Source organism: Hyalangium minutum, from assembly GCF_000737315.1.
Classification (GTDB): Bacteria; Myxococcota; Myxococcia; order Myxococcales; family Myxococcaceae; genus Hyalangium; species Hyalangium minutum.
In genome coordinates, this window is the sequence record NZ_JMCB01000005.1 from 389,277 (window position 1) to 406,277 (window position 17,001).

At 68.5% G+C, this 17,001-nt stretch carries 16 protein-coding genes; 6 read left to right on the forward strand and 10 right to left on the reverse strand.

From position 1 onward, the window contains the following. The first annotated feature begins 48 nt into the window (after positions 1-48). The 4 genes from DB31_RS15105 (at position 49) to DB31_RS44805 (ending at position 4,538) form a co-directional block, all read left to right on the forward strand. The gene (locus DB31_RS15105; RefSeq protein WP_157231993.1) at positions 49-630 is read left to right on the forward strand and encodes a hypothetical protein; all 582 of its coding nucleotides are present in this window, start codon (positions 49-51) and stop codon (positions 628-630) included. Positions 631-763: 133 nt separating this feature from the next. Next, complete coding sequence (locus DB31_RS15110) at positions 764-1,993, forward strand: endonuclease (RefSeq protein ID WP_083968310.1); 1,230 nt, start codon at positions 764-766, stop codon at positions 1,991-1,993. A gap of 47 nt (positions 1,994-2,040) precedes the next feature. Beyond that, positions 2,041-2,964 carry an aldo/keto reductase gene (locus DB31_RS15115; RefSeq protein ID WP_044187938.1) on the forward strand — a complete coding sequence of 308 codons (924 nt, stop codon included), beginning with the start codon at positions 2,041-2,043 and terminating at the stop codon, positions 2,962-2,964. A gap of 83 nt (positions 2,965-3,047) precedes the next feature. After that, entirely contained in the window at positions 3,048-4,538 is a 1,491-nt protein-coding gene (locus DB31_RS44805; protein ID WP_169787050.1) for a sensor histidine kinase, read from the forward strand. 48 nt (positions 4,539-4,586) lie between these two features. Here DB31_RS44805 and DB31_RS15125 read toward each other — a convergent pair whose 3' ends face one another. From DB31_RS15125 to DB31_RS15135, 3 genes are all read right to left on the reverse strand, one after another. Further along, complete coding sequence (locus tag DB31_RS15125; RefSeq protein ID WP_044187940.1) at positions 4,587-6,662, reverse strand: M13 family metallopeptidase; 2,076 nt, start codon at positions 6,660-6,662, stop codon at positions 4,587-4,589. A 102-nt stretch (positions 6,663-6,764) separates the two neighbouring features. After that, the gene (locus tag DB31_RS15130) at positions 6,765-7,637 is read right to left on the reverse strand and encodes a DUF4846 domain-containing protein (RefSeq protein ID WP_420806695.1); all 873 of its coding nucleotides are present in this window, start codon (positions 7,635-7,637) and stop codon (positions 6,765-6,767) included. Between the two features lie 17 nt (positions 7,638-7,654). Continuing rightward, positions 7,655-8,908 carry a type 2 periplasmic-binding domain-containing protein gene (locus DB31_RS15135; RefSeq protein ID WP_044187942.1) on the reverse strand — a complete coding sequence of 418 codons (1,254 nt, stop codon included), beginning with the start codon at positions 8,906-8,908 and terminating at the stop codon, positions 7,655-7,657. Between the two features lie 143 nt (positions 8,909-9,051). Here DB31_RS15135 and DB31_RS15140 point away from each other — a divergent pair, with 143 nt between their 5' ends. Beyond that, complete coding sequence (locus DB31_RS15140; protein WP_044188184.1) at positions 9,052-9,369, forward strand: antibiotic biosynthesis monooxygenase; 318 nt, start codon at positions 9,052-9,054, stop codon at positions 9,367-9,369. A 1-nt stretch (position 9,370) separates the two neighbouring features. After that, positions 9,371-10,540: an iron-containing alcohol dehydrogenase gene (locus DB31_RS15145; RefSeq protein ID WP_044187944.1), complete on the forward strand. Its 1,170-nt coding sequence runs from the start codon at positions 9,371-9,373 to the stop codon at positions 10,538-10,540. Between the two features lie 40 nt (positions 10,541-10,580). Here DB31_RS15145 and DB31_RS15150 read toward each other — a convergent pair whose 3' ends face one another. The 7 genes from DB31_RS15150 to DB31_RS15180 all read right to left on the reverse strand — a co-directional run bounded on the left by DB31_RS15150 (position 10,581) and on the right by DB31_RS15180 (position 16,995). Beyond that, positions 10,581-11,258 carry a glutathione S-transferase family protein gene (locus tag DB31_RS15150; protein ID WP_044187946.1) on the reverse strand — a complete coding sequence of 226 codons (678 nt, stop codon included), beginning with the start codon at positions 11,256-11,258 and terminating at the stop codon, positions 10,581-10,583. A 29-nt stretch (positions 11,259-11,287) separates the two neighbouring features. After that, positions 11,288-12,790 (reverse strand): M20/M25/M40 family metallo-hydrolase, encoded by a 1,503-nt coding sequence (locus tag DB31_RS15155; protein WP_044187948.1) that lies wholly within the window; start codon positions 12,788-12,790, stop codon positions 11,288-11,290. Positions 12,791-12,826: 36 nt separating this feature from the next. After that, a complete protein-coding gene (locus DB31_RS15160; RefSeq protein WP_044187950.1) occupies positions 12,827-13,174 on the reverse strand; it encodes an STAUR_1299 family protein in 348 nt (115 codons plus the stop codon). Between the two features lie 32 nt (positions 13,175-13,206). Further along, positions 13,207-13,860, reverse strand: a complete 654-nt coding sequence (locus tag DB31_RS15165; protein ID WP_044187952.1) for a hypothetical protein — start codon at positions 13,858-13,860, stop codon at positions 13,207-13,209. A 49-nt stretch (positions 13,861-13,909) separates the two neighbouring features. Then, entirely contained in the window at positions 13,910-14,290 is a 381-nt protein-coding gene (locus DB31_RS15170; protein WP_044187954.1) for a DUF4190 domain-containing protein, read from the reverse strand. Between the two features lie 62 nt (positions 14,291-14,352). Next, the gene (locus DB31_RS15175; RefSeq protein ID WP_083968314.1) at positions 14,353-15,987 is read right to left on the reverse strand and encodes an aromatic amino acid hydroxylase; all 1,635 of its coding nucleotides are present in this window, start codon (positions 15,985-15,987) and stop codon (positions 14,353-14,355) included. A 75-nt stretch (positions 15,988-16,062) separates the two neighbouring features. After that, positions 16,063-16,995 (reverse strand): LysR family transcriptional regulator, encoded by a 933-nt coding sequence (locus DB31_RS15180; RefSeq protein ID WP_044187956.1) that lies wholly within the window; start codon positions 16,993-16,995, stop codon positions 16,063-16,065. Positions 16,996-17,001: the final 6 nt, after the last annotated feature.

Sequence of the window (17,001 nt, forward strand, 5' to 3'; positions counted from 1 at the left end):
GGCCCCCCTGATCCGCGCGCCGCTCAGGCGGTGTACGATGGGAGTGTCATGTTGAAACTCCACGCGAAGAAACTCTGGGCCCTGTGCTGTCTCGGGTTTGCTCTCATGGTGCTGTTCCCCGGGGAGGCCTCGGCCCGGCGCCGGAGGGCCAGCTTCAACGACGAGGTGGATGATCCGATCTGCTACCGGAGCTCCTACGGCATTTGCCAGAAGTGGCGAGTGGAACTGGTGGGCGGAGGTCTCCTCTCGACGAACGGCGCTGCGGCGGTGGCCGGGGCCAAGTTTGGCTACGCCTTGGTGTTGGGGCCGCGGCTGGAACTGGGTGGAAACCTGCTCTTCGTGAAGGACGTCCGCATCAACGAGGGCCCCTATTTCGGCACCGCCGAGGGCGTGCTCCGGGTCGCCACCATGGCTGGGCCCAACCACCGGGCCTTCATCGAGTTTGGCGCGGGGGCCTCGCGGTACGAGAGCTCCGAGACCGCCTACTGGGCCTTCCCCTGTGCCAGCGGCGGCGTCTCCTTCGAGATCGCCGGACCGGGGCTCGGCCTCTTCGTCAACGCGGGTGTCTCCCTCATGTGGGCCGAGGGCATGGCCGCACTGCCACACGCCGGCGTCGGCTTGGTCTTCTAGAGTCCCAGCAATTCCAGGAACTTACGGGGCCTCAAGCCCGGCTCGACGGCGATTCCAGTAACACTGAAGGTAAAAATGCCGAAACGTCGTCGAATGGAGGCAACTGTAGGTCTTGGGCGCTGATAATAAAGGCATGAATTCCGTCAGCCTCCAGCGCTCACTCTCCCAGCCCCGCCCCGTCGCTGCGCCGCTCGCCCGGGAGGCTCTGCGTTCCACTCCCGCCGCCGTCACGCCGCGCGCCTCGGAGCGCTCGTCGTTCACGTCGAGCCCGTCCCGCGCGGACTCGCTGACGAAGCTCGGCTCGCTCTTCGCGCCCACGGCGGCGAAGCCCGCGAGCGCCGCGGCGGAGACGGAGAAGACGGTCCGCGCCAGCGCCACGCCGAACCTGGCCATCCCGGACAACTCCAAGGTGGAGTCCACGCTTCGCTTCGATGACGCGCTGTCGCTCAAGAGCGGCAAGGTGTCCGTGGACATTCCGCACTCGTACCGGGGCGATCTGGTGGTGACGCTGACGAGCCCCTCGGGCAAGAGCCAGACGCTGTCCAACAAGCAGGGCGGCTCGGAGGACAACCTCAAGGCCACGTTCGACCTGAGCGCCTTCGCGGGCGAGTCCACGAAGGGCGACTGGAAGCTTACCGTGGAGGACACGGCGAAGCAGGACGTGGGCACGCTGAAGGAGTGGAACCTCGAGCTGACGGGCACGGCCAAGAGCGACGAGCCCCAGCAGCCTCCGACGGGGGAGGATCCGTTCCAGGGCCTGAGGGATCAGGCGCTGCTGAAGGCCATCCAGGGCGCGTCCTCGGGCAAGCACGTGGTGAGCTACAGCGAGGCCCGCAAGGAGATCTTCACCAACGTGGACGTGAACAACGGCAAGGTGCGCGACGTGTACACGCACCGGGAGATCAACGGCGGCAAGATTCCGAACAGCTCGGACATGAACGTGGAGCACACGTGGCCGCAGTCGAAGGGGGCCACGGGCACGGCGAAGAGCGACCTGCACCACCTGTTCCCCACGGACAGCAAGGCGAACAGCACGCGCAGCAGCTTCCCGTTCGGCAAGGTGGAGAAGGTGCAGTGGAGCAGCCCGAGCGGCGCGAAGTTCGGCACGGACGCGCAGGGCCGCAAGGTGTTCGAGCCGCCCGATGACCACAAGGGCAACGTGGCGCGCGCGATGTTCTACTTCTCCGCCGAGTACAACAAGCGCATCCCTCCCGAGGAGGAGTCGGTGCTGCGCGAGTGGAACAAGTCGGACGCGGTGGACGCGGCCGAGATCGAGCGCAACCGCCGGGTGGCCGGGGTGCAGGGCAACAACAACCAGTTCGTGCTGCACTCGGAGCTGGCGGACCGCATCTCGGACTTCTGATGACAGGGCTCCGGTGGCGGCCGGGGGCGTGCTAGGCAGGCGGCTTCATGACTCGTGAGGACCGCATGCGCGTGAAGATGTCCCCCGGAGGCCCCGAGGTGTCCCGGCTCGCTTACGGCGCGTGGCGCCTGCTGGATGACGGCCAGGGGGCCGACGTCCAGCGGGTGCTGACGTTGATCGAGACGTGCCTGGGATGTGGCATCACCACGTTCGATCACGCGGACATCTATGGAGGGTACCGCGTCGAGGAGGCGTTCGGCGCCGCGCTGAAGGCCCGCCCGGGGCTGCGGCAGCGGATGGAGCTGGTGACCAAGTGCGGCATCATGCTGGTCAACCCGGCCCGGCCGAAGACGTGGATCAAGCACTACGACTACTCGCGGCAGCACATCGTCGAGTCCGTGGAGCGCTCGCTGAGCAACCTGGGCACGGACTACCTCGACGTGCTGCTGCTGCACCGGCCGAGCCCGCTGCTGGACCCGGATGAGGTGGCCGAGGCGGTGAACGCGCTGGTAACGCAGGGCAAGGTGCGCCACGTGGGCGTGTCGAACTTCACGCCGGCGCAAGTGGACACGCTGGCCAGCCGCCTGAGCCGGCCGCTGGTGACGAACCAGGTGGAGCTGCACCCGCTGCGGCTGGAGCCGTTCCTGGACGGGACGCTGGACCAGTGCCTGCAGCGGCGGATGTCCCCCATGGCATGGTCGCCGCTGGCGGGCGGGCGCCTGCTGAAGGGCGAGGGACAGGCGGAGAGCCGGGTGCGCGCGGTGCTGTCTGCGCTGGCCCGGCAGTACGGCGCGGAGATGGATCAGGTCATCTACGCGTGGCTGCTGCGGCACCCGGCGAACATCATTCCCGTGTTGGGCACTCAACGGCTGGAGCGCGTGACAGCCGCTGTGAGGGCGCTCGAGCTGAAGATGGACACGCAGGACTGGTTCGCGGTGTGGAGCGCCTCGTCGGGAGCCGCAGTGCCGTGAAGAGGCACACCTCTGCCTGCATTGTCCAGAGGGGTGGCCAATAGGTTCTGCTGTGCGGAAGACTGGGGATGGAAGGGGACCACATGCACCGAACCTTGCGGACGTGGTTCCTGAAGCGCCTGGACTTGCTGCTCCATGAGGAGCAGCGCCGGTTTCCTCCGCATGAGCTTGGCCGGTTTCGGGTGCTGGTGGGCGCGGCGGCGCTCAACCTCGCGCTCGCCCTGCTGAACATGTTCGGCCCCGAGGCGCCCGCGCACGGCACGCTCTTCCGAGCAGCGGGGATTCTCTTCTCGGCCGCTTACCTGAGCACCCTGATCCTGGTGCGCCGAGGCGCTCCGTTCCGCATCCCGGCCCTGCTCCTGTGCTCGGCGCTCAGCGTCGGCATTGTCTTCGCCATCCACCTGCTGGGAAATCCGCAGGCGCCTACCCATGCGGTGATCATGCTCGCCCCCGCCCTGGCTGTGTATCTGCTGGGCGCGCGCACGGGGCTCGTCTTCACCGGAGTGATGGCGCTCAACACGCTGTTCCTCTACCCCTGGGCCCAGGCAGGGTTCCGGTTCGACCGCCCGCTCTTCGAGAATGAGCAGTCGGAGATGATGTCCTTCTTCGCCGCGGTGACCCTGTTCAGCGGCTGGGGGCTGAGCTGGCTGCACAGCGCCTCGCGGGCGGAGGCGTTCGCGGCGCTCCGGGCGAGCGAGAGCCGGCTGGCCGAGATGCACCGGAGCCTGCTGGAGGTGTCGCGCCAGGCGGGCAAGGCGGAGATGGCCATCGGCGTCCTTCACAACATGGGCAATGTGCTCAACTCGATCACCGTGTCGATGGGGCTGGTGGCCGAGCGCTCACAGGCCCTGCGGCTCTCGGGGGTGGCCCGCGTCGCCGAGTTGCTGGACGCGCACGCGGGGGAGCTGGGCACTTTCCTCACCGAGGATCCTCGCGGTCAGCAGATTCCCACCTACCTCCGGCAGCTCTCCCGGGAGCTCGCTCAGGAGCAGGAGACCCTCGTGGCGGAGGTGCACACCCTGGGCCGGGGGATCGAGGACGTCCGGGCCATGGTGAGCGTGCAGCAGGAGCATGCGCGTCCCATCGGCCTCGTGGAGGAGGTGCTCGTGCCTCAGCTCATCGACGATGCGCTGCGCTTGATGAGCGCATCCTTCGAGCGCTCCGGCATCCACGTGCGGACGGAGTACAGCCAGGTGCCTGCGGTGGAAGTGGATCGGTACAAGCTGCTGCAGATCCTGACCAACCTCCTCACCAACGCGCAGCAGGCGCTGGAGGAGAGCGCTCGCCCGGACAAGGGGATCACCGTGCGGGTGGAGCACGCGCCCGAGGGCCGGCTGCATGTCGAGGTGGCCGACAACGGGGTGGGCATTGCTCCCGAGCACCTGCCCCGCGTCTTCACCCAGGGGTTCACCACCCGGCAGGCTGGGCACGGCTTCGGGTTGCACCTCAGCTCCCTGACGGCCCAGGAACTGGGCGGCTCTCTCACGTGCGAGAGTTCCGGGAAGGAGCAGGGCGCGACCTTCATCCTCGAGCTCCCGCTGGAGGCGCAGGGAGCGCGGGAGTCCCGGGCCTGAAGCGGGGAGGGCGGATGCGTCCCTCCCCACTTCAACCTGCGTGCGGCGCTACCAGATTTTCACGCGCTGCTCGGGCGGCAGCCACGCGCCGTCGCCCTCCTTCACGCCGAAGGCCTGGATGTACTCCGGCATGTTCCGCACCACGCCGTTGACGCGGATCGGTCCCGGCGAGTGCGGATCCGTCACCAGCATCTGCCGCAGGTAGTCATCGCGGAAGAGCGAGCGCCACACCTGCCCCCAGCCGAAGAAGAAGCGCTGGTCGCCGGTGAAGCCCTGGATGACCGGGGCCTCCTGGCCCTTCAGCGACAGCTTGTAGGCGCGGTAGGAGACCGTCAGGCCGCTCAGGTCGCCGATGTTCTCGCCCAGCGTCAGCTTGCCGTTCACCGACATCTGGTCGATGGGCTTGAAGCTGTTGTACTGCTCCACCAGCATGGAGGTGCGCTGCTCGAAGGCCTTCTTGTCCTCGGCCGTCCACCAGTCGCGCAGGTTGCCGTCGCCATCCGAGCGGCTGCCCTGGTCATCGAAGCCGTGGCTGATCTCGTGGCCAATCACGCCGCCGATGCCGCCGTAGTTCACCGCGTCATCCGCCTCGGGATCGAAGAACGGCGGCTGGAGAATGGCGGCCGGGAAGACGATCTCGTTCAGCGAGGGGTTGTAGTACGCGTTCACCGTCTGCGGCGTCATGCCCCACTCGGTGCGGTCGATGGGCTTGCCCAGCTTGTCCATGTTGCGCTGGATCTCGAACGCGGTGGCGCGCTTGTCATTGCCCACCAGGTCTCCTGAGGAGATCTCCAGCTTGGAGTAGTCGCGCCACTTGTCCGGGTAGCCGATCTTCACGTTGAACTTGGAGAGCTTGTCCTGAGCCTGCGCCTTGGTGGCCGGGCTCATCCAGTCGAGCTGCTCGATGCCCTCCTTGAAGGCGGCGCGCAGGTTGCTCACCAGCTCCACCATGCGCTTCTTGGACTCGGGGCTGAAGTGGCGCTCCACGTAGAGCTTGCCCACCACCTCGCCCAGCGAGAACTCCACCATCTCCACGCCGCGCTTCCAGCGGGGGCGGTTCTCCTCCTGGCCCTGCAGCGTCTTGCCGCGGAACTGGAAGTTCAGGTCCTCGAAGGACTTGTTCAGCAGCGGCGCGTACGCATCCAGCAGCTTGTAGGTGAGGTACTGCTTCATCACCGGCAGCGGCGTCTTCGTGAGCACCTCGGAGAGGGCCTGGAAGTAGTCCGGCTGGCGGACGATGACGCCCGGCGTGTTCTCCGCGCCCAGGGCCTTCAGGTAGCTCTTCCACGCGAAGCCCGGGGTGAGCTTCTCCAGCTCGTCCACCGTCTTCAGGTTGTAGGTGGCCTCGCGGTCCCGGTTGCGCACCCGGTCCCAGCTCTTCTCGGCCAGCTTCGTCTCCAGATCCACGATGTTCTTGGCCGCGCTCGCCGCGTCCTTCTCACCGGCCAGCGCGAGCAGCTGCTCCACGTACTTCTGGTAGGCGGCACGCACCTCGGCGAAGCGCGGCTCCTGCTTGAAGTAGTAGTCCCGGTCCGGCAGGCCCAGGCCCGCCTGGTTCGCGTAGAGGATGTAGCGCGTGGCCTGCTTGGCATCCTGGCCCACGAACGCCGCCAGCGGCGTCGGGACGCCCCAGCGGTAGAACTCGGCGAACAGCGCCGGGTACTCGTTGGGGCTCTTCAGCGCCGCCACCCGCTGCAGGTCCGCGCGGATGGGCTCCAGGCCCAGCTGCTCGATGCGCTGGGTGTCCATGAAGCTCGCGTACAGGTCGCGCACCTTCTGGGCGTCCGTGCCCTGCTGGAGATCCTTCTGCGCGGCGGTCTCCTCGATGATGGCCTTGAGCGCGTTCTCGCTCTTCTCCGCCAGCTCGATGAAGGTGCCATAGCGGGCGCGGTCCGCCGGCATCGTGGCGGTCTTCGCCCAGGTGCCGTTCACGTGCTTGTAGAAGTCATCCTGGGGGCGCACGGAGGGATCGAAGTTCTTCAACTCGATGCCGAGCTTGCCCGTGGCCTTCTGCGCCGCGGCATTGGCGTCGGGCGCCTGAGAGCTGGTGGCGCAGCTGGTGAGCAACAGGGCGCTGAGCGCGCCCGGGGCCCAGAAGAAGCGGGGAAAGAGCTTGAGGCTCATGGGTCTCCAGGGAAGAAGGGGGATGGGGGTGTTAGCCAACCCGGGGCACGGCGTCTACCCGGGCGGGCGGCCGAACATTGCATTCCCCCCCTTATTCCCGGCTCAGAGCCTGCGCAGCGAGGACCAGGGGAAGGGCTTCCAGAAGGGCGTGGCCACCTCATCCGCCTCCAGGGAGAACCACGGCCCGTCCTGGCCCGGAGACAGCACCTGGAAATCTTGCGCCGGAATGAAGCCCTGGCCCAGAAGGGCCACCCGCTCGCCTTGTGCGTTCACGGCCACGTCCAGGACGAGCACCGCGTGCCCCGGGCTGCCTCCGAGCACGAAGAAGTCTCCGGGCCGTGCGGTCTCGCGCGAGGGCCGCTGCTTCAGCTCCTGCAGCGACAGCGTCCCCGCGTAGGTGAAGACCAGGTCCAGGTAGGCGCGGAAGGACGTGCGCGAGCTGTCCGCCGAGGCGCTGCGCGTCCACTTCACCTTCGAGCCGGAGATCTTCGCCCGGTCTCCGGCGGCGTACTTGCTCCAGGTGGCCAGGTCCCCGCTGGTGAAGCGGTAGGCGATGCGGTCCTTCTGGTTCTGGACCCAGAGCCACTCGGCGTGGAGGCGGATGATGGAGTCCGCGCACTGCTGGAGGTTGGCCGAGCCGATGTCCAGCTCCGCCACCGCCGCCAGCCGGGAGTCATCCCCGGCCAGCACCTGTCCGCCACGGAAGTCGCGCGCGGGCGAGCCCGCGGGCCGCAGCGGCAAGCCTCGCAGCCATGCCCCGAACGAGCCCGGCTCCACCGCCACCCGGGTGTAGCCGGAGGGAGGCGGGAAGGCGGCCTCCAGCGAGCGCACCCGAGCGTCCTTGGACAGCCACGGGTAGCGCGTCAGCTCCTCCTTCGTAGGTGGGCGAGGGGCGGGGCCCTCCGAGGAGGGCTGTGCCCCTGCGGTGGTGGACAGCAGGAGACCGCCGAGGAGGCAGCCCAGGAGTCGCGGCAAGAGCGAGTGGCGGATCATCACGGCGAGCTGAGCACGGCTTTGATGTCGGCTTCCATCTGCTTGCGGATGCCGTACAGGCCGCTGTTGGGGAAGGGCACGCCGTTGCGCGTCAAGGTGCCGAGCACGGGATAGAAGGGATCGGCGCGGAGCTTCGGCATGTCATAGGCGTCGAGCACGGCGGGGAGCAGGTACCGGGGCACGCGGCTGGCCTCGGGGGCATCCTCGCTCATGAGGATCCACTCGTAGGTGCCCGGCTGGCTCATGTAGTCGGCGAACGCGAGCGCCGCCTTCTCGCAGTCGCCCGTGCAGTTGACGCCCAGGAGGTAGGAGTCGGTGAACAGGATGGGCGTGTTGCCACTGCCCAGCGGCGCCGAGGAGATCTTGATGGCGGAGGCGCTGGAGCCCGCGGGCAGGCTCTTGATGATGGTGTGCAGGCGCTCCGAGTAGCCCAGCGTGGAGTCCACCTTCCCCTGCGCGAAGAGCTGCGCGGGCAGGTCGAAGTTCTCGGACAGGCCGTACGTTCCGTCGATGCAGGGGTTCGTGCCATCAGCGGAGGCGCAGGTGCGGACGAAGGCGTGCATGGAGTCGAGGACGCCCTGGTCGTAGCTCGACGTCGTCACCGCGGCCCGCAGCGACTCGCCCCCGTACTTGTCCGACCACCCATCCAGGTAGAGCGAGGGCAGGTTCCAGCTGCCGAGCATGTCCACGGCGGTGCCGGCCTCGGGGGTGCCCAGGCCCTCCAGCGCCTGGACGAGCTGCGTGGCCGTCTGGGCCTGACGCACGCTCTCGCTGCGCGACATGATGAAGTGGTTGCACAGCCAGTGGGGCACGCCATAGAGCGCCGCAGGCGAGGACGGCGTGGAGGCCTGAATCCCCGAGGGATGGTATTGGACCCACTCCGCCGGCACGCGCGGCCAGGGGCGCAGCGCTCCCGTGGCCACCAGCTCGCCCAGGAGGGCGGTGTCCGTCTCGATGACGTCGTACGCGCAGGGGCTCTCGCCCTTCAGGGAGCGGGCGATGCCGTCCGGATCATAGAAGTCGATCTCCTGGTCGCAGGCCGGGTTGAGCACCAGATCGACATTCGGGTGGCTCGCCTCGAAGTCCTTCTTGATGCGGGCCGTCAACGCCTTGAATCCATCCCCGGCCGAGTCCGGGATGTACGGATACATGGGAACGCGGAGCGTCACCTTTTGCGCGGGGGGCTCTTCCCCTCCGCAAGCCCACAGGAGCGCCGCGCCTACCAGCCCGAGCCACCGAAGATTGCTTCGCATTCATCCTCCTCATGAGGGGGGCCTCCCTCACGCGGGAGGCCGGATCCGCCGAACACCGAGTCCACGATATCCTTGCCGGAGCCGAAGTTCCCCTCGGGGTGGAGGGCGCGGCGATGGAGGCTCTGGCGTGGTACCCTGGGCGCATGTCGCAGAGCCTGCTGATCGTCCACGTCTATGTTCACGTCAAACCGGAGCACGTCGACGCCTTCCGAGAAGCCTCGCTGGCCAATGCGCGCGAGAGCGTGAAGGAGCCGGGGATCGCCCGCTTCGATGTGGTGCAGGAGGCGGACGACAAGACGCGCTTCGTGCTGGTGGAGGTGTACCGCACGCCCGAGGCGCCGGCCGCGCACAAGGAGACGGCGCACTACCTCAAGTGGCGCGACACAGTGGCTCCGATGATGGCGGAGCCGCGCACGAGCCGGAAGTACATCAACTGCTTCCCGGGCAACGAGGGGTGGTGACATGAGCGGCGGCCTGGCGTTCGAGTTCGCCACTGCGACGCGCGTCCTCTTCGGAGCGGGCCGGCTGGCCGAGGCGCCCGAGGTGGTGCGGGCCCTGGGAGGCCGTCGGGTGATGATCGTCACCGGGAGCACGCCGGTGCGCGCGGCGCCGCTGCGCGAGGGCCTGGATCGGCTGGGGCTGTCTACCGTCCTATTCCGGGTGGAGGGCGAGCCCACGCTGGAACTGGCCCGGGAGGGCACGGCGACGGCCATCGCGGCGGGCTGTGATGCGCTGGTGGCGCTGGGCGGAGGCAGTGTGTTGGACGCGGGCAAGGCCATCGCGGCGCTGGCGGCGAATGGCGGAGATCCGCTCGACTACCTGGAGGTGATCGGGCGCGGGCGGCCTCTGACGCATCCCTCCGTGCCGATGGTCGCCATTCCGACGACGGCGGGGACAGGCTCGGAGGTGACACGCAACGCGGTGCTGGGCTCGAAGGAAGAGAAGGTGAAGGCCAGCCTGCGCAGCCCGCTCATGTTGCCGCGCGTGGCGCTGGTGGATCCGGATCTATTGAAGGGGACGCCGGGGCCAGTGATTGCTTCGAGCGGCTTGGACGCGCTCTCTCAGCTCATCGAGCCGTTCATCTCGGCTCGGGCCAACCCACTCACGGACACGCTGGCGCGCGAGGGCATGCGGCGCTCGGCGCGCTCGCTGCGGCGGGCGGTGCTGGAGGACTTCGACGCGGCGGCGCGAGAGGACCTGGCGCTGGCGAGCCTCTTCGGAGGGCTGTGCCTGGCGAACTCGGGGCTCGGCGCGGTGCACGGCTTCGCGGCGCCCATGGGCGGCATGTTCCAGGCGCCGCACGGGGCGGTGTGCGCGGCGCTGCTGGCGGCGGCCCTGGAGGTGAACCTGCGGGCCATGCGGGCGCGTGCGGCCCAGCACCCAGCGCTTCCGCGCTTCCAGGAGGTAGCGGCGCTGCTCACCGGCCGGCCCGAGGCGAAGGCGGAGGACGCCATCACCTGGGTGAAGGAGCTGTGCCAGGCGCTGAGCGTGCCGGGACTGCGCCGCTACGGGTTGACGGAGGCAGAGGTCCCCCGGCTGGTAGAGAAGGCCAAGGTGGCCAGCAGCATGAAGGCCAACCCGCTGGCTCTCACGGACGAGGAGCTCACGGAGATCGCTACCCGCTCCCTGTGAGCTCAAAAGACGAAGCTGTCTTTCAGAACGGGGCTGCCCCTTAGCGCTGCACGATGCTCTGACCCGACTGGGCCAGCTTCTCCTGGTCGGCAGCGGACCCCAGCTTGAGCTCGTGAGGGATCTTTAGCCCCCGCTGCGCCGCGGGCCGCTGCTCGATGGCGGCCAGCCACCGCTGCAGCTGGGTCAGCCCCTCCACCGACACACCGGCCCAGTCGTAGGCGCGCACCCAGGCCCAGGTGGCGATGTCCGCGATGCTGTAGTCCCCCGCCAGGTACTCGCTCTCCTGGAGCCGGGTGTCGAGCACGGTGTAGAGCCGCCGAGTCTCATTCTGGTAGCGCTGGATGGCCGAGGGAATCTTCTCCGGGAAGTAGCGGAAGAAGACGTTGGCCTGCCCCTGCATGGGGCCTACCCCGCTCATCTGGAACATGAGCCACTGGATGACCCGCGAGCGCCCCTTGCGGTCCGTGGGCATCAGCTTCCCGGTCTTCTCCGCCAGGTAGATCATGATGGCCCCCGATTCGAACACCGCGAAGTTGTCCTCTTCGCGGTCCACGATGGCCGGGATGCGCCCATTCGGGTTGATCTTCAGGAACTCGGGCTTCTTCTGCTCACCCTTGCTGATGTCGATGGGGTGCACTGTGTAGGGCAGCCCCAGCTCCTCCAGGGTGGTAGAGATCTTCCAGCCGTTCGGCGTGGCCCACGTGTAGAAATCAATCATGGCGCGGCTCCTCAGGGGACGACGGTGAGCTACTTCCGGCCGCGCTTTCCAGCGGCCCAATCCTCGTAGACGTTGAAGGACTTCATCTGCTGGAGGAGGTCGGTGGCGCGCGCCATCTCCTCCACTTGCGCGCGGGTTTGCCGGGGCAGCTTCGCGCCGTCCTGCTGCGCGAACCCGTAGGCCAGCGCGGCGATGATGGCCGTGTTGAGCCGCAGCTGGTGCAGGTCGCACTTGTCCATCTCATCCGAGCGCGCGTGGTAGTTGGGCCCATAGAGCGCGGGCTCCTGGCTCGCCACGAGGTTCGGCACGCCGTGCAGCATGAAGTCGAAGTTGTCCGTGCCGACGATGGGGTCATCCACCTGCGTGAAGGGCCCCAGCCCCTTCACTGGCTCGAGCGCCCGGTCCACCAGAGGGGGCAGCTCAGGGCGGCGTCCAGTGAAGAAGCCGTTGATGCGCCCACAGCCGATGTCGAACGAGGACGCCATCACGTGCTGGTCCAGCTCCGCCTCGTGCGTCCGCGTGTAGCCCCACGAGCCGTACATGCCCTGCTCCTCGCCGTTCCACAGCGCGAAGCGGATCGTGCGAGCCGGCTGGAGGCCCAGCCGCTTCATCTGCCGCGCCACGTCGATGAGCGCCGCCACGTTGGCGCCATTGTCCAGCACGCCTGTGCCCAGGTCCCACGAGTCCAGGTGCGCACCCACGAGGACCACCTCCTCGGGGCGCGTGGAGCCGCGGATCTCACCGACGACGTTGTAGCTCGTGTAAGCGGGGCCAGTCTGGAGGTCCAGCTCGGCAGTGATGGTCAGCGCCTTGCCGCCGCGGATCAGCCGCAGTGCCCGCAGCGCTGCGTCCCGCTCCATCACGAACATGGGCCGAGTGTTGCGCAGGCCCACGGCCACGTTGTGGCGGTAGAGCAGGTTGTTGGGCCGTGAGCCCATGTAGATGACTCCCGCCACGCCCGCGGCGAAGGCGCGCTCTTCAATGGCCGCGCTCTCGGCGTACTCGCGGAACAAGCCGTCGACGTCCTTGAGCTCCTCCGTCTCGATGAGCAGGAACGCCCCGCGGACCTTGGCCCCGAGCGCCTGGAAGTCCTTCTCGGAGCCCTTGCGCCCATCGATCAACGGCGCCGTGAGCCCACCCTTGGGCGTGCTGGTGGAGAAGGGCATGGCCGCCACGCGAGGCGTGTAACTGAGGTTCTCCCCGCGCACCGTGGCACGCGCCGCGCGCTCCAGCCACAGCGAGGGCATCTGGAAGGGCTCCTTGCGCGCCTCCACTCCCGCCTCATGGAAGCGCGCCAGCGCCCACTCCACCGAGCGCAGGTTGGCCGGCGAGCCCGTGGCCCTGCCACCGATCTCATCGCTGAGCGACTGGAGATCGCTCACCAGAGGGGTGTCCCCCAGGATGCTGGCGAGCAGCCGGGACACGTCAGCGCGGGAAGGGTCCTCCTTGGCGGGAGGCGCCGCGAGGACCGGCGACGACAGGAACGAGAGGCAGAGCAGGGCGGACAGCTGGAACAGAGGCGCTGGGCGCAAGGCAGTCTCCAAGGTGGCGCGGCAGCCTATACCGAGCTACCTCGGGCCGTAGCGGCGCTTCAGCTCCTCCAAGGAGGCCCCGCTCCACTCGGCCAGAAGCTGCATCGCATCGCGGGCGTGGATGAAGTGGAGCGTGTCCCCAGCGAACACCGACAGGAACACGCCGCCGCAGCCCGGCAGCTTCGCGCCCACCGACTCCAGGTAGTCCACGAGCTTTGGCAGCGCGCGCTCCAGCAGGAAGGCGCGGACGTCTCCCCCCGGCAGCACGAGCTCATAGCTCCTCGAGTCCTCCTGCTCCTCGCGGGTGCGCGAGATGGCGGCGTTGGCCTCGGAGGCCGGGGCCTGCGCGAAGGCGAGGCGGAGGAACGTCTCTGCGTCGGTCATGGCGGAGTCCTCGCCGGTTTCCCTGACATGGGTTACGGACTGGGGGAGAGCCCGGGGCCGCTGCTCTCCTGGCGGGCCAGCTCTCCCGCGGCCTGGAACGCCTTCCACAGCGTCCAGATGACCCAGACGCGGACGATGATGCCGGCACCCGGCGAGCGGCCTCCGGCCTCCACGGAGGCGACGAAGGTATAGAGGGTGTCGGCCACGTACAGGACGATGGCCAGCATCGGTGCTACGCGCGAGTGCCGGGAGGTGAAGAAGCCCAGCGTCGCGACGATGGCTCCGAAGATGATGGAGCCAAGGCCCATGCCGAGCCGGTCGAGGACCTCGTTGTCGATGAGCATGGCGACGACGCCCAGCAGGGTGTTGAGGCCCGCGAAGAAGTAGAGCAGGTACGCGGCGGACTGCACCCGCTGCGCCGGGTCCGACGCGGAGCCCGGCAGCGCGGCTCCGTTGCGCGTCACCTGCAGCTCCACGTTCAGCGCTCCCGAGACGAGCTGGACTCGCAAGTCACTGCCGTCCGGCAGGCGGAACTCCACGCCCTTCTTGAGCTCCTTCTGGCCGCCTTCCACCGTGCCCACCTGCTTCCCATCGAGGGTGACGGTGAAGTTCTTCCAGAACATCCCCCAGCTCACTTCCAATCGCTTCGGCCCCCCCGGCTCCAGGGCAAACGTCTTCTTCGCCATGCTCAGTGCACTCTCTCTCTTGTGAGGGCGAGCCCGCCCAGGCCGGGGTTCAGCTCCGTACCACCAGCCCGATCGCGATCACGACGAGCATCGCCAGGTGGAAGTATCCCACGTTGCGAGCGAGCCTCGCTATCCCCTCCCCGGAGCCGGGGGCTTCGCCCCGGTGAATGGCGGCGAGCTCCTGGTGGCCGAGGAAGATGGCCACCAGCCCGGGGACGAACCCGCAGAAGCCCGCCGTGGCGAAGATGAGCGCCACCGTGGCCCGGCGCGAGGGCTTCTCGCCCAGCGCCACTTGATGGCAGCGCAGGCAGAGCATTCTCCCCACCTGCCACCGGCGGCAGCGCTCGCAGATGAAGAGGCCGCACCGGCTGCAGGTGCCATCAGCAGGGGACTCGGGGTGGGTGGCGCAGAGCGCGGCGCTCGCTTCCATGCGCCCGCCGTTCTATCGCTTCCCGAGGCGGCTCTGCCACTCGCCGCCCCGCGTGCTGGAGGCTAGTGCGCGGCCAACCGCGCGGCGGCGGGCCGTCCGGCGTACGTCCCAGGCAGAGGCGCCCCCTGGAAGGCGTTGTGCAGCTCGTTCAGCTCGGCCCACAGCAGCCACTCGTCCGGGAACGCGTTGGCGGCCTTCATGAGCGTCTCCAGGCGGTCCAGCCGGCGCTCTCCGGACTCACGCAGCGCGCGCACGTCCCGGTAGAGCGTCGCAAGCGCGGGAGGCAGCGCCTCGGCCTTGCGAGCCCGGGCCTGAGCCTCGCCGTCGCCCTCGGTGAAGGCGCTGAGCTCGCCGAACCAGTGATCCCACGCCTCCGGATCCGCGGGGCCACCGGCCACGGACGGCAGACCCTCGCTGAGGAAGAGCCGCGCCACGGAGGGCAGGCTCTCCAGCGTCCGCTCGCCCAGCTTCACCTTCAGGCGCAGCACCTCGCCACCTCCCACGGCGAAGCCCTCCAGCCGCAGGCCGCTGGCCAGCTCGAGCTGGAACTCTCCGCGCTCCGGCAGGGTGCCAGCGCCAAAGGCGACCAGCGTGGGGCTCTGCCACGGCTTGCCCTGCGCCTTGGCGTCGCGGGACAGCATCACCGGCCCGGAGAGCCGGACCAGGGCGGTGGTGAGGCCCTCCTTCACGGGGCGCACGCCCTCGAACAACTCCACCACGCGGCCCGTCACCTCACGCCTGTCCGCGAGCACCAGGTGGTTCACCGAGCGCGCCCGGTGCGCCTCACGCAGGCCGTGGTCTCCGCCGCGCTTCCAGGACAGCGAGGCCTCGAACTGCTCCACCACCTCGAAGAGGTGCTCGAAGTCCCTCGCCACGAAGAGCTGCGGCTGCATCCGGGTGATGTCGTACTCGGTCTCCGCGCACACCAGGCTCAGCGGCACCTTCTTCACCGCGGAGGTGAGGCAGTGCTCGGCCTCGCCGATGCTCGACAGCAGGCCGGCGCCGAACAGGCGCGGGCGCTCCAGACTGCCGATGAGGCCGTACTCGGCCGTCCACCAATAGAGTCGCGCGGCCTTGGTGCTCTCGCTGACGTAGCGGCGGCAGCGCGTGGCGGCATCCAGGCGCGCCTGCGCGTGCTCCACCTGCTCGGGCGTGGAAGTGGGGTCCTCCTTCACCACGCTCAGGTTGCGGATGGCCTCGAAGATGGCCTGGTCCTCGACGGAGGCAATGGCCTTGAAGCCCACCATGCCGCAGCGCTTGAGGTACTCCGCATAGCGGGTGTTGGCGATGATGGGCGCGTGGCCCGCGCTCTCGTGGACGATGTCCGGCGCGGGCGTGTACTGAATGTGCTCGTGCGTGCGGATGTCCGCGGCGATGGCCAGCACGCCCAGGGACTGCAGCTCGGTGAATACCTCGGGCGGGATGAAGCCGCGCACGCCCACCGCCGCCCAGCCGAGCTGGGCCAGCCTCTCGTTCATCTCATCCAAGCTGGGGATGCGCTCCACGCCGATGCCCGTGGCCTCGAGCCCCTCGAGGTAGACCGGGTGCGCCTTGTCGGACAGGTGGCTGCGGAGCCGGCCGAGGATGTGACGCCACACGGCCTGGTCCCGAGGCGTATAGGACGCGTAGTCCTGTCCCACCACATAGCGGCGCAGGTGGGCAGGCAGCCGGGCCAGCGTCTTCTCCGTCGGGGTCATACGCGCTCCCTCCATCAGCTATCCACTAAGGTAGAGATGGGGAGGCCGGACGGAAATCCGTAAAATTCCGAAGTTCTATTCGGATTTCCGACGTTTCTGGAGGCGACGCCGTAACCCCTGGAGAACGAGCTTGGCCTCCGTGCTCTGCATGTTCTCGGGCCAGAGGGCGACCACCTCGATGGTCTGGGGCTGCTCCTCCTGGAAGGGCCAGACGTGGAGATCCGGGGGGAAAGGGCGCAGGGAGCGCAGGTCCGGGACAATGGCGCACGCCTGGTCGAAGGCGCGCAGCACGTCGAAGAGGTGGAGGAAGCTCTCCACGCGGGCGACCTCGCGCACGGTGACGCTGTGCGTCGTGAAGCGGGCGCTGTTGGCGCCGCCATAGGGGTCGTCCTTGAGCCAGTCGACGAAGGCCTGGCCCTCGAGGTCCTTTACATGGAGGGACGTGCGGGAGCTGTAGCGCTCGGCCAGGGGCGTGCGGGGCCCAGCGAGCACCACGAAGGGCAGGGTGGTGAGGGACTCGGCCTCCACGCCCTTGTGCGGGGGCAGCGGGGTGAAGTTGATGACGAGATCCCGCTGGCCGGTCTGCACCTCACGCACCAGCTCGAAGGGGTCTCCGAAGCCGAGCTCGAGCTTGATGTTGGCGCGAGCCGCGTCGGTGGCGAGCTCGCCCAGCAGCAGGATGGAGAGCGTGTGGTTGAGGCCCAGGCGCAGGCTGGGCTCGGTGCTGGACAAGTCTCTGAGGCGCTTGAGGTCCAGCTGGTGCAGCGGCGTCTGCGTGCCGGCATAGAGCCGCTGGCCGCGCCGGGTGAGGTGGAGTCGGCGGCCGGGGCCTCGCTCCAGCAAGGGTTCCCCCTCGCCGAGGGCCAGCTCCAGCGAGCGGATGTGCTCGCTCACCACGGAGCGGGCCACGCCCAGGTGCTCGGCGGCGCCTTCGAGGCTGCCCGCTTCGACGGCGGCTGCGAAGGCTTCGAGCCAGTTGAGGTGTCGTGTGAGCTTGCGAGGGGGCATGGTCCG